At 63.5% G+C, this 12,857-nt stretch carries 8 protein-coding genes and 1 rRNA gene; 7 read left to right on the top strand and 2 right to left on the bottom strand.

Features of this window, described 5'->3' with window-relative positions:
* Positions 1-2 precede the first annotated feature (2 nt).
* Together P4L93_08590 and P4L93_08585 are read left to right on the top strand one after the other, a co-directional pair.
* Complete coding sequence (locus tag P4L93_08590) at positions 3-1,679, top strand: ABC transporter ATP-binding protein (GenBank protein ID MDR3686996.1); 1,677 nt, start codon at positions 3-5, stop codon at positions 1,677-1,679.
* On the top strand, positions 1,676-3,544 hold the full coding sequence (locus P4L93_08585; protein ID MDR3686995.1) for an ABC transporter ATP-binding protein: 1,869 nt from the start codon (positions 1,676-1,678) through the stop codon (positions 3,542-3,544). The genes P4L93_08590 and P4L93_08585 overlap by 4 nt, the downstream gene beginning before the upstream one ends.
* Before the next feature lie 2 nt (positions 3,545-3,546).
* Here P4L93_08585 and P4L93_08580 read toward each other — a convergent pair whose 3' ends face one another.
* Positions 3,547-3,972 (bottom strand): DUF5658 family protein, encoded by a 426-nt coding sequence (locus tag P4L93_08580; protein MDR3686994.1) that lies wholly within the window; start codon positions 3,970-3,972, stop codon positions 3,547-3,549.
* A 73-nt stretch (positions 3,973-4,045) separates the two neighbouring features.
* On the opposite strand from P4L93_08580, the gene P4L93_08575 reads away from it, so the two are divergent.
* Positions 4,046-4,699, top strand: a complete 654-nt coding sequence (locus P4L93_08575; protein MDR3686993.1) for a DNA-3-methyladenine glycosylase — start codon at positions 4,046-4,048, stop codon at positions 4,697-4,699.
* Positions 4,700-4,722: 23 nt separating this feature from the next.
* Entirely contained in the window at positions 4,723-5,676 is a 954-nt protein-coding gene (locus P4L93_08570) for an NGG1p interacting factor NIF3 (GenBank protein MDR3686992.1), read from the top strand.
* A gap of 79 nt (positions 5,677-5,755) precedes the next feature.
* Here P4L93_08570 and P4L93_08565 read toward each other — a convergent pair whose 3' ends face one another.
* The gene (locus P4L93_08565) at positions 5,756-7,945 is read right to left on the bottom strand and encodes a PBP1A family penicillin-binding protein (protein ID MDR3686991.1); all 2,190 of its coding nucleotides are present in this window, start codon (positions 7,943-7,945) and stop codon (positions 5,756-5,758) included.
* Positions 7,946-8,054: 109 nt separating this feature from the next.
* On the opposite strand from P4L93_08565, the gene P4L93_08560 reads away from it, so the two are divergent.
* From P4L93_08560 to P4L93_08550, 3 genes are all read left to right on the top strand, one after another.
* Positions 8,055-10,469 carry a U32 family peptidase gene (locus P4L93_08560; protein ID MDR3686990.1) on the top strand — a complete coding sequence of 805 codons (2,415 nt, stop codon included), beginning with the start codon at positions 8,055-8,057 and terminating at the stop codon, positions 10,467-10,469.
* A gap of 128 nt (positions 10,470-10,597) precedes the next feature.
* Complete coding sequence (gene tyrS / locus P4L93_08555; GenBank protein ID MDR3686989.1) at positions 10,598-11,806, top strand: tyrosine--tRNA ligase; 1,209 nt, start codon at positions 10,598-10,600, stop codon at positions 11,804-11,806.
* Between the two features lie 684 nt (positions 11,807-12,490).
* Positions 12,491-12,857: ribosomal RNA gene (locus P4L93_08550) — 16S ribosomal RNA — on the top strand; the annotation flags it as partial.

Here is a 12,857-nt window from a genome sequence, read left to right as displayed (position 1 = left end):
TGGTGGTGCTGCTCGTCGCCCAGACCGTCGGGAACCTCTACCTGCCCAACCTCAACGCCGACATCATCAACAACGGCGTGCGCACGGGCAATACCGCGTACATCATGCGCGAGGGCGCCGTCATGCTGGGGGTCTCGGCGCTCATGGCCCTGACCGCCGTAGCTGGCGTCTACCTCGGCTCGAAGACGTCGATGGCCTTTGGCCGAGACGTTCGCGCGGCCATCTTCAAGCGCGTCGGAACGTTCTCGCAGACCGAGGTCAACCAGTTCGGGACGCCGTCGCTTATCACGCGCAACACGAACGACGTGCAGCAGGTCCAGATGCTCGTGATGATGGCACTGAACATGATGATCCTCGCGCCCATCATGGCCATCGGAGGCATCATCATGGCGATTCGAGAGGACGCCGCACTCTCGGCGATTCTCTTCGTCGTTCTGCCGCTCATGGCCGGATTCATCGCAATCGTTGTGTCCAAGGCGATGCCGCTGTTCAAAGCGGTGCAGATCAAGGTCGACCGTATCAACCAGGTGATGCGCGAGACGCTCTCGGGCGTCCGCGTCATCCGCGCGTTCGTCCGCGACGACTACGAACAGAAGCGTTTCCGCGTTGCGAACCAAGACCTTACGGACACCTCGATCAAGGTCAACCAGATCTTCGCGTTCATGATCCCGTCCCTTTTCGGAATCTTGAACCTGACCACCGTCGCTGTCATGTGGTTCGGCAGCATCCGGATTGCGAGCGGCGCGATGCCCATCGGCAACCTCACGGCCTACCTCACCTACATCACGTTGATTCTGATGTCCGTGATGATGGCGACCGTGATGTTCGCGATGGTGCCCCGCGCCGCAGCGTCGGCCGATCGCATTCAGGCCGTTCTCGACACCGTTCCGAGCGTCGTGGAGACTGACTCGCCGGTGCCCATCGCAGCGGGCGTATGCGGACAGATAGAGTTTCGCGACGTCGAGTTCCGTTATCCAGGCGCCGAGGATCCCGTGCTTCGCAACATCAACTTCTCAGCGGGGCCGGGCGAGATCACCGCAATCGTCGGTAGCACGGGTAGCGGCAAGTCGACGCTGGTCAATCTCATCCCGCGCTTCTACGACGTGAGCGCCGGTTCGGTCTTGGTCGACGGCGTCGACATCCGACAGATGCGCCAAGAGGACCTGTGGAACACGATCGGTTTCATCCCGCAACGTGCGTTCCTGTTCAGCGGGACGGTCGCGAGCAACCTGCGCTACGGCGACATCGACGCGACTGACGAGGAGCTGTGGCACGCCCTTGAAGTGGCGCAGGGCAAGACGTTCGTCTCCGAGATGCCCGGGGAGCTCGAGGCGCCCATCACGCAGGGCGGCACCAACGTTTCGGGTGGCCAGCGCCAACGCCTGGCAATCGCCCGCGCCATCGTCAAGAAGCCCGAGATATACGTGTTCGATGACAGCTTCTCGGCGTTGGACTTCAAGACTGACGCCCAGCTCCGTGCCGCGCTCGAGCACGAGACCAAGAACGCAACGGTGCTCGTCGTCGCGCAGCGCGTCAGCACGATCATGCAGGCCGACCGCATCATCGTCATGGACTGTGGCGTCATCGCGGGCATCGGCACGCACGAGGAGCTCATGGAGACAAGCGAGACCTATCGCGAGATCGTGTTCTCGCAGCTGAGTGCCGAGGAGGTCGCATGAGCGACACCAAGGAGACCTCCCAACCCAGGCCCCCAGCGCGCGGCGGCTTTCGCGGTCCGGGCGGCGGACATGGCGCCGGCGCACCGGTCGTCAAGGCAAAGGACTTCAAGGGTGCTGGAAAGCGTCTGCTGAACTTGCTGGCGCCCCATGGGCTCGTCATCGCGATCATCATCCTGCTCGCGGTCTTCAGCGTCGGATTCAACATCGTCGGCCCGAAGATCCTTGGCCAGGTCACCAACGTGCTGTTCGCGGGCGTACTCGGCCACAAGGTCCCGGACTTCACCGTCATCGAGCGGTTGCTGCTGATTCTGGCGCTCGTCTACCTGCTCAGCGCGTTGTTTGGCTGGCTGCAACAGTTCCTCACGGTGCGGATGTCGCAAAGCATCGTCTTTCGCCTGCGCGACCAGGTCGCCGAGAAGCTCGCGCGCCTCCCGCTGCGCTACTTCGACAGCAATCCGCGCGGCGACATCCTCTCTCGCGTGACCAACGACATCGACAACATCGCAAACACGCTGCAGCAGAGCCTGACGCAGATCGTCACCTCGCTGCTGACCGTGGTCGGCGTCTTGGCGATGATGTTCTCGATCGACTGGATCCTCGCGACGATCTCGTTGCTCACCGTCCCGCTCTCCGTCGCCGTCACCATCTTCATCGCAAAGCGTTCGCAGAAGCAGTTCGCGGCCCAGTGGGAGCACACGGGCACCCTCAACGGGCACGTCGAGGAGATGCACACCGGCCGCAACATCGTCAAAGTGTTCGGTCGCGAGAAGGAAGCCGAGGACAAGTTCGATGTTGAGAACGAGCAGCTGTTCCAAGCGAGCTTCAAGGCCCAGTTCATCTCGGGAGTCATCCAGCCGTCGCTTAACGTCATCGGCAACCTGAACTACGTTGCCATCGCCGTCATCGGAGGCATCCGAGTCACAACGGGCACCCTGACGCTCGGAGACGTGCAGGCGTTCGTGCAGTACTCACGCCAGTTCACATGGCCCATCACGCAGCTTGCCAGCATCGCAAACGTCATGCAGTCGGCCGTTGCCTCCGCCGAGCGCGTGTTCGAGCTGCTCGACGAAGCAGAGGAGTCCCCAGACGTCGCCAACTCCGTCACGCTCGTTGAGTCGCAGGGTCACATCACCCTGGACGACGTCTCGTTCCGCTACAAGGCCGACACGCCACTCATCGAGGACCTCAACTTGGACGTCAGGCCGGGAGAGACGGTCGCTATCGTCGGTCCCACGGGCGCAGGCAAGACCACGCTCGTCAACCTGCTTCTGCGTTTCTACGAGATCGACCACGGCCGCATCGCGATCGATGGCGTCGATACGCGCGAGATGACTCGCGATGGCCTGCGCCGTCTCTTCGGCATGGTGCTTCAGGATGCTTGGCTGTTCAGTGGCACGATCCGCGAGAACATCGCCTACGGCCGAGAAGGCGCTACTGAGACCGAGATTCGTGCCGCAGCCGAGGCGGCGCACGTCGACCACTTCGTGCGCACGCTCCCGGACGGCTACGACACCGCGCTCGACGATGACTCGACCAACGTCTCGGCAGGGGAGAAGCAGCTGCTCACGATCGCTCGCGCTTTCCTGGCCGACCCGCAGATTCTGATTCTCGACGAGGCCACCAGCTCGGTCGACACACGCACCGAGGTGCTCATCCAAAAGGCGATGGCCAAGCTGATGGAGAACCGCACCAGCTTTGTGATCGCCCACCGCCTTTCGACAATTCGCGACGCTGACTCGATTCTCGTGATGAATCACGGCCGCATCATCGAGCAGGGGAGCCACGAGGCGTTGCTTGCCAAGGGTGGTTTCTACTTCGACCTGTACAACAGCCAGTTCGCCGAGGCGCTCGACGACGCCGGCTAGAGCTAGAGCGCGCCCAGACTCACGAGTCCGGCGGCGTGGTAGATCATCAGAATGCCGTAGACCGCAAACGCTCCCGCTGCTGCTGCCAGCACCAGGCGGTAGCGGCGGGAGCGCCACACGAGCAGCGTGATCGCGAGCATCATCGCAGCCTTGAAGCCGCCCGCGGCTACGGGATTGGCGTTGATGAGCGCGGCCATGACGGCGTTTGCCTCTTGGGCGCCGTTGGCCAGCGCCCGCGAGGTCAGCGCCCAGTCGGCTGCCGAGAGCGCATTGAGGGCGACCAGAAGCGCGACGAGTGCTGCGGGGTTGTCGGCCAGCGTGCGCAGCGGATCGTTCGGGCGTCGACGATCGAAACCCGTTCTCCGCTCAGGAAAGCGGAATGCGGCCCGACTGGCTCGTCGGTCGCCAATGCGCTCGCACGTGGACATGCGTCCCTCCCAAGACTCGACGGTCTCGCCCCCACGGCGCAAACCGGAGAAATCATAGGATACCATCTTGGGCGTGACAGACTTCGCAGAAGATACCCAACTCGACGCCACCGCGATGCGGTCGGTTCCGGCTAGCTTCTTTGGGCGCTCGCCGGAGTTGGTCGCGCCCGATCTGCTGGGCTGCGTTGTGGCGACGCGAGTTGACGGTGCACTGACCGCCGGCGTGATCGTGGAGACCGAGGCCTATCTCGGAAGGGACGACGCTGGCAGCCACGCGTCTACCAAAGGCATCACCGCTCGCAACGCTGTGATGTACGGAGCGCCGGGCACGGCGTACGTGTACTTCACGTACGGCAATCACTACATGCTCAACCTGGTTTGCGAGCCTCAAGGCGTGGCGGGTGCCGTGCTTGTCCGGGCGCTACGCCCGATCACCGGTCTCGCCGAGATGACCGCGCGACGCCACGGTCGCCCGCTTCGTGAGCTGTGCAATGGGCCGGGCAAACTTGCCGCGGCGATGGGAATCGATCTGAGCGACAACGGCTCGGTACTCGGCCAGGGCCGAGTCTCGGTGTACTATGGCGAGCGACCATCTCCCGCCGAGGTGGCAGTCTCGGGGAGAATCGGACTGTCCGCAGGACACGAGTTGGACTTGCGCTTCTACATGGCGAACGACCCGTTCGTCTCGCGAGGCCGGACCGGCCCCGTGCGACCCAAGCGCCGATAGACGGCGCGACGAGGAGGATCCAAGTGAAGCTCTCCGATATCTACGACGTCTGCGTGCAGGCTGGCATTGAGGCTGACGTCCGCGGACGTGCCGAGATCGACCGTACTCTGAATGCGCGCCGACGTGACTACGACAAGCTCGACGAGCTCGACAAGGAGTTCTTCGACACTGAAAAGCTCGTGAACCCGTACGCCGATACGCGCATCTGCGCTGGCGATCCCAACGCCGAGATCCGCGGTCTGATCGTGGGCGTCGACATGGAGGTCGGGGAGGTTCTGCTCGCCGACCGCCTGCGCGAGAAGGGTGCCCCGATCGACCTGGTGTTTGCGCACCACCCTGAAGGGCCCGGCTACGCCAACCTGCACGAAGTCATGTACATGCAGGCCGACCTGTGGGCTGCGCAGGGCGTCTCGATTGCGGCGGGCGACGCCCTCATTGGACCGCGCGCCGAGGCCGTTCGCCGCCGCATCTCGCCGGTCAACCACTACCGCGCAATCGACGCCGCCAACCTGCTCGGCCTGGCTTCCCTGTCCTGCCACACGCCCGCGGACAACTCCGTCAACGCTTTTGTCCAGGCCTTCCTCGACGCTCACAAGCCCGAAACACTTGAGGCGACAGTCAAAGCGCTACGCGCGATTCCTGAGTACGCCGACGGTGCACGCAAGGGTTACGGGCCATCGCTCGTCAGCGGGGATGAGTCCGCGCGCCCGGGTCGCATCGTCGTCGACATGACCGGTGGAACTGAGGGCCCCACGGATGCGCTCGACCGTCTGTCGCACGCTGGCGTGGGGACGCTCGTCGGAATGCACTACTCCGAGGAGCACAAGAAGCGCGCCGAGGAGCTCAAGCTCAACCTGATTGTCGCGGGGCACATCTCAAGCGACGTGCTGGGAATGAACCTCATCTTGGACCGAGTCGAGGCCGCGGGAGACGTCGCCGTCTACTGCACCTCCGGAATGGTGCGCGTGAAGCGCTGACTTCGATCTTCCCGCCGAACGCAGGCAGGCCGCCCATCTGGGCGGCCTGCCGTGTTTGTAGCGCGAATCAAACAGCCGACTACGGCGTGGAGGTGGTCGTGCCCGAGCCGCCTCCGCCGCCACTGCTTCCGCCTCCGCCAGAGCTTCCGCCCCCGCTGGAACTCTTTCCACCGCTGGAGCTCTTGCCGCCCGAGCTCTTGCTAGTCGACGGCCTCGGCCCCTTGGAGATCGTCTCTGTCGTAGTGCCGTTGCCGTCGTCGGACCTGCTGATGACGGTGCCAGCGGGCTGGGTTGAGTACACGTATACCTTGACGGTGCTCTTGTGCGACATCGCGTACTTTGTGGCGTCGCTCACCGGGATGTCGAACTTGCCTGGGTCGTAGTTGGGAGCGGGCGCGCTCGCGAAGTCGCGGGCGGCCACGCCAGCGAGCGCTCGCTTCATGAACGACGCCCACAACGGGGCAGCGGCGGTTGCACCGAACGCCGTCTTCCCGTCGATTACTACCGTGCGCTCGAGCGGGTATCCCACCCACACCGACGTGACCAGCTGCGGAGTGTAGCCGACAAACCAAAGGTCGCGGTTGGACTGGCTGGTCCCGGTCTTTCCGGCGGCGGGACGGTCGATCCCAGAGGCCTTGGCAGTACCCTGGGTCAGGACGCCTTCAAGCACTTGTGTCGCCGCATACGCTACCGAAGGCTTGATGACCTGAGTGCCATGCGGCTGCGCCTTAAAGATGGTTTGCCCGTTGGAGTCGATAACGCTCGTGATAACGATTGGGTCGTAGTGGACGCCTCCCGTAGCGAGCGTTCCGTACGCCGAAGCCATCTCAAACGGCGTGCAGTTGACGGCACCGAGCGCGATGGACGGGTAGTTGGGCAGGTGCGTCGTGATACCCATGACGTTCGCCGTGTGTGCGACGTTCTTGATGCCGAGCGCCCAAGCCACGCGCGCGTAGACCGAGTTGACCGACTGCCACGTCGCAGTCTGGAGCGACATCATTCCAGTCCCTGTGCCCTCGTTGTTGCTGACGGTCCACGGATTCGGCTTGGAAGGAATCGTGACAGGCGCGTTCGAATCAACTTGGAAATCGGGAGGCATGCCCTGCTGCAATGCATTGACCAGGACAAACGCTTTGAACGAGGAGCCAGGCTGTCGATAGCCCTGCGTGGCAAAGTTGAACTTGTTCTTCGCATAGTCACGGCCGCCGACCATCGCCTTGACGAAGCCGCTGCGCGGATCGATAGCCACCATCGCGACCATCGGGTCCTTCGAGCCGTTGTACTTCTTGGTGGCCACCGCGTCAGCGTAGCCTTGGAGCCGGGTGTCGAGTGTCGTGTAGACCGTCAGGCCGCCGTTGAATACCACTCCTTCGCTGAACTGCTTCTGCAGGAGCTTCTTCACGTACGACACGAAGTACGGCGCGGCATAGATGCCATCGAGCGGCTGAGCCTCGCGCTTGAGGTCGAGCGGCGCCGCAATAGCCTGGTCGTAGGCCGCCTGCGTTATGTACTTGTTGTACAGCATGCGAGAGAGGACCTCTTGGCGGCGTGCAATTGCACGGGCGGGGTTGACGTAGGGGTCAAGCCTGCTCGGCGACTGAACGAGCCCGGCAATCAGAGCCGCCTCAGGCAGCGTGAGATCCTTGGAGCTCTTGGAGAAGAAGGTTCGCGACGCGGCCTCGACGCCGTAGGCTCCCTCGCCGAAGTACACCGTGTTGAGGTAGTTCTCGAGGATCTGGTCCTTCGACAGCGTCTTCTGGACCTCGTTGGCGAGGTAGGCCTCGCGCACCTTGCGCGCGAGCGTCATGTCCGTGCGCTCGTCGAGCAGGATCGTGTTCCTGATGTACTGCTGCGTGATCGTCGAGGCACCCTGACGGTTGCCGCTGATTGTTGAGAACAGCGCCCGCACGATTCCCACGGGGTCGACACCGCCGTGCTGGTAGTAGCGCTCGTCCTCGACGGCGATCACACCGTGCACGACGTCGCTCGACATCTGCGACATCGGGACGACCTCACGGTTCTGCAGGTACAGCTTGGCCAAGAGTTTGCCGTCAGCCGAGTAGATCTTGGTGGGCTGCGAGATCTCGAAGGCCTTAGGGTTCGTGTAGTCCGGCAGCCCCTTGAGCCACGTGTTGACGGCCGCTACAGCCGTAGCCGCCCCGGCCGCAGTCAGAAGCAGCACAACGCCTAGAAGTACGCCGGCGACGCGCAGGAAGATCGTCGATGCTGTGGTTCGGCGGTTCCGGCGTTCCCGCGAGCGTCTGCTCACATGGGCCTCTCGGTCGTTTGCTAGGATGCTACATTGTGCCTTGAAAAGGGGCGAAATGCGTGCCAATGACCGCATGCGTCACCGGTCCGTCACTCGCCGAGGAGCACGCGTGCAGCGTTCCAACCCCTCAGTTCCCGAGCTACTCGCCCCCGCCGGCGGCCCAGCTGCTCTACGCGCGGCCATCGCCAACGGTGCCGACGCCGTCTATCTCGGCGTCGAACTCCTCAACGCGCGTCGCGGCGCGGAGAACTTCAGCTTGGACAACCTAGCCGAGACCTGTCGTTTCGCCCACATCCGCGGCGTCCGAGTCTACTTGACCGCGAACGTCGTCGTGCTGCAAGGCGAGATGGCCACTGCGCTGGATCTGCTCGACCGCGCATGGGAGGCCGGCGTTGACGCGGTCATCGTACAAGATCTCGGACTCCTATGGGCCGTGAGGAAGACGCTCCCGCATGTGCGGGTTCACTCCTCCACGCAGATGAACGCCCACAACACGGCAACACTCGAGACGCTCGCGGCCCTGGGTGTCAAGCGCGTAACGCTGGCGCGGGAGGTATCGGTGCGCGAGATCGCCGGGTTCGTCTCGGCGGTCGACGTCGAGGTCGAGTCGTTCGTGCATGGTGCGCTGTGCATGTGCTACTCGGGACAGTGCCTCATCTCCTCGCTGATCGGGCGTCGAAGCGCCAATCGCGGCCTGTGCGCGCAGCCGTGCCGGCTACCTTACGAGTTGGTCGACGCCTCCGGGACGATTCTGGCGACGCCTGGCGCGCATCTGCTTTCACCCAAGGACCTCGCGGGAATCGCGATTCTTCCGCAGCTGGTGGCCTCGGGAGTCTCGGCGCTCAAGATCGAGGGGCGCATGAAGAGCGCCGAGTACGTAGCGCTCGTCACTGGCGTGTACCGAGCCGCTCTCGACCGTGCCATCGCCGATCCCGGTAGCTACGTCGTTCGAGACGGCGAACAGGCGGTTCTGGGCGAGTCGTTCTCGCGCGGGTTTAGCGAGGCGTATCTGCTTGACGAGCGCGGCAACGAGATGATGAGCTATCAGCGGCCCAACAACCGAGGCGTGCTCGTTGGGCGCGTGGCTTCCACTTCGCTCGGCACCGCGACTGTCGCCTTGGACACCTCGCTGGAAGCGGGCGACACCGTCGAGTTCTGGACGTCGGCTGGGCGCTTTGCCCAGCATGCGGGGCACATGACCTTCGAGGGAGCCGGCCACGACGTCGCGCCCGCGGGCGCCAAGGCACAGTTGCATGTCGAACAACCAGTGGGCGCAGGCGACCGAGTGTTCCGCGTGCGAAACGCCGCGCTTTCCGCCGCTGCCGCGCGCACGTTCGACGATGCCGACTCCATCGCGCCTATCGAGCTGACGTTTCGCGTCCGCGTCGTGGTCGGACAACCTCTCTCGGTCAGCGTCGTCGACGCCGCCGGACGCAGGGGCTCAGCCGATGGTCCTGCAGTTGAGCTTGCCCGCACCAAAGCCGTCACCGCCGAGGAGGTCACCGAGCATGTCGGTCGTCTCGGAGGGACTCCCTATCGGGCCGTGAGCTGGGACCTCGAGCTCTCGCCCAACGTTGGGGTCGGGTTCTCGGCGCTGCACCGCGTTCGCCGAGATGCACTCGCTGCCTACGAGGCGCAACTCCTTGCGCCGTGGGCCACCCGCCGAGCAACCCATCCGCGTGTGCCGCCCGTCGTCGGGGCGTCAAGAGGCAAGCGCACGCAGACGCTGCTGGCCGTGTCGGTCACCGATGAAGCTGCTGCCATTGCTTGTCTTGCCGTCGGTGCCGATCGGGCTCTCGTGCCGACGACGGCGCTAGGGGCGCCACACGACCTGACCGCAGATGTGATCCCGGTGCTTCCGCGCATCGCCCACGACCGAGAGGTCGGTTCTGCACTCGCTTGGGCGACCACAGGCAGGCGCGTCGTCGCAGGTAACTTGGGCGTCCTGGCCAAAGCTGCAGCTCAGGGCGCGGCTGTCGAGTCCGACTGGTCGCTGAACGCCGTCAATCCGCTCTCGATCGCTCAGCTCGCCGAGCTCGGCGCACAGCGGGTCTGGCTCTCCCCTGAACTGTCCGGCCGGCAGGTTGCAGACGTCGCCGCCGCTTCCATGCTCCCCACCGGAATCACCGTGTACGGCCGCCAAGAGTTGATGGTGACCGAGCACTGCATCTTGATGTCCGAGGGGGAGTGCGACCGTCGCTGCGGGACCTGCGAGCGCAGAGCATCTCGGCGTGTGTTGCGCGACCGCAAGGGCTACGAGTTTCCGATCGTAACCGACGTCACGGGGCGCTCGCACCTCTACAACTCCGTCCCTCTGGATCTGGCCTCCGAACTCGCCGAGATCGTGGCGGCGGGCGTCTCGGCAGTGCGGCTGGACCTCGAGCTCGAGACTGTGGAGTCGGCCGCTGATGCCACCCGTCGTTTCCGAGAGGCGCTTGAGCGGCTCTCGGCCGGCATCGAGACGCCGGCACGTGACAAGAGCGCCGCGACCACATCCGGCCACTACTTCCGAGGCATTCTGTAGGCGCGTAGCGAGCGAGAAACCTCTGATAGACTGGCACGCGAGTCACGAGCCCGCAGATGCGGCGCCAAGCGACCCCAAGGTTTCGGGCGTTTCGGCAGCCGTGCTAGTCGCCGAGGAGGACCCCCTCAGTGCTTTCCGCTGATGAGCAGCTGCGCGTAATCGAGAGTGGTATCGCCGACCTCGTTCCCGTCGCCGACATGAAGCGCAAGCTGGCCAAGGGCACGCCGCTTCGTATCAAACTCGGCGTCGACCCGACTGCGCCCGACCTTCATCTAGGTCACGCGGTGCCGCTTCGCAAGCTGCGGCAGTTCCAAGACCTCGGCCATGTCGTCGTGCTCATCATCGGCGACTTCACCGCGCTGATCGGCGATCCGTCGGGGCGCAACTCCACCCGACCTCCGCTGACGATGGAACAGATCGACAACAACGCCCAGACCTACGTGACGCAGGCGTTCAAGATCCTCGATCCCGACAAGACGGAGTTGCGACGCAACTCGGAGTGGCTGGCACCTCTCGGTTTCGCCGACTTGCTGCGCCTGACGAGCCAGTTCACGGTCGCCCGCATCCTCGAGCGCGACGATTTCTCCAAGCGCTACGCCTCGCAACAGTCCATCTCACTGCACGAGTTCCTCTATCCGGTCGCGCAGGCCTACGACTCAGTGGCCATCCAGGCCGACGTCGAGCTGGGCGGCACGGATCAGCTGTTCAACCTGCTTGCAGGTCGTGAGCTCATGGAGAAGCAGGGGATGGAGCCCCAGATTGCTCTGACGCTGCCGCTCCTGGAGGGCACGGACGGCGTCCAGAAGATGAGCAAGTCGTACGGCAACTATATCGGGCTTACCGACGCCGCCGACGACATGTTCGGTAAAGTCATGTCGATTCCCGATGAGCTGATGCCCAAGTACTTTCGCCTGTGCACCTCGTTGCCCGTCGACGAGGTCGACCGCGTTGAGGTCGCGCTGCTCTCAGGAGCCGAGCACCCGAACCTCGTCAAGCGTCGCCTGGCGCGCGAAATCGTTTCGCTGTATCACAGCCCAGAAGCTGCCCCACTTGCCGAGGAGGCGTTCGACCGGGTCTTCAAGTCCCACCAAGCCCCGGAGGATGTACCAGAGATTGAAGTAGATCTGGCCGAAGTGGTCTACCTTCCGGGTCTTCTGAGTGAACTCGGACTCGTCTCGTCGGCAGGTGAAGGACGCCGCATGATCGACCAGGGTGGGGTGAAGGTGGACGGCCAATCCCTCGAGTCCGGCCTATATGACTACGCGCGTGCGCGTCTAGACGGACGGATCGTTCAGGTCGGAAAGCGCCGATTCGTCCGACCTGTGTCGCCCGCGTAGCCTGAACAGTGCTCGACTCGTGAGATGCCCGCCGTGCAGGCTAACCAGCGGGCCACGTCGGGTCAGATGCGGTGCGTTCGTGGGTAAGAACAACGAACCGGTGCTGAACCCCTTGCGCCTCTGTGCGGTCGCTGATACAGTACGACACCGCGCCGCTGAGAGTCTGCTGAGACACTGGAGCGTGTGTTGAAAACCAGTAGGTGGGATCGGGAGTTGAAACCATAGCGAGCACAGCAACTGCAGCGATGCGGTGCTGCGACGCTCTGGCGCCTTCCGGTGGGTCCGGGAGGCGTTCTTTGTTTCCAGGATCTTGTGCCTGAAGTTGCCTCTCGAGGTACTCGAAAAAACTTCAGACAACCCGTTGACAGCCTCAGGGCGAGTGCGTATTGTATCTCCTTGCCGCCGAACGCAAGTCAGGCGGCACGCAGCGGGCAAAACCGCAGGATATGCAGGGAATCCGCTGCAGCTTGAACCTTGAAAACCGGATACTGTGACAAGCCAATAAGGTTCGCATAGCGAACCACACAAACCCGTCATGTCGAGAGGGTCCATTAAAAGACCAAACCGACGAGACATAGTACGGGTCCAAACCGCATCGGTTTCCTTACCGGTGTAGGTGGGCCACTCCGGATATCAAGTTCGGATCACACTTCGTTGAACTACGAGCTTCGGCTCGTAACATATTCCACGGAGAGTTTGATCCTGGCTCAGGATGAACGCTGGCGGCGTGCTTAACACATGCAAGTCGAACGATTAAAGCCCCTTCGGGGGTGTATAGAGTGGCGAACGGGTGAGTAACACGTGGGCAATCTGCCCCTCACTTCGGGATAACTCAGGGAAACTTGAGCTAATACCGAATACTCCGAGCGGATCGCATGGTCTGCTCGGGAAAGCTCCGACGGTGAGGGATGAGCCCGCGGCCCATTAGCTAGTTGGTGAGGTAACGGCCCACCAAGGCAACGATGGGTAGCCGCGCTGAGAGGCGGATCGGCCACACTGGGACTGAGACACGGCCCAGACTCCTACGGGAGGCAGCAGTGGGGAATTTTGC

The organism is Coriobacteriia bacterium (assembly GCA_031292615.1).
Taxonomy (GTDB): Bacteria; Actinomycetota; Coriobacteriia; order Anaerosomatales; family JAAXUF01; genus JARLGT01.
The sequence above is the reverse complement of the archived record's forward strand: the minus strand, read 5'-3'. Positions and strand labels throughout refer to the sequence as shown.

Excerpts from the sequence above, each read along its gene's own strand:
- P4L93_08585 (MDR3686995.1), top strand. The coding sequence starts at position 1,676 with ATGAGCGACACCAAGGAGACCTCCCAACCCAGGCCCCCAGCGCGCGGC.
- P4L93_08580 (MDR3686994.1), bottom strand. The coding sequence starts at position 3,972 with ATGTCCACGTGCGAGCGCATTGGCGACCGACGAGCCAGTCGGGCCGCA.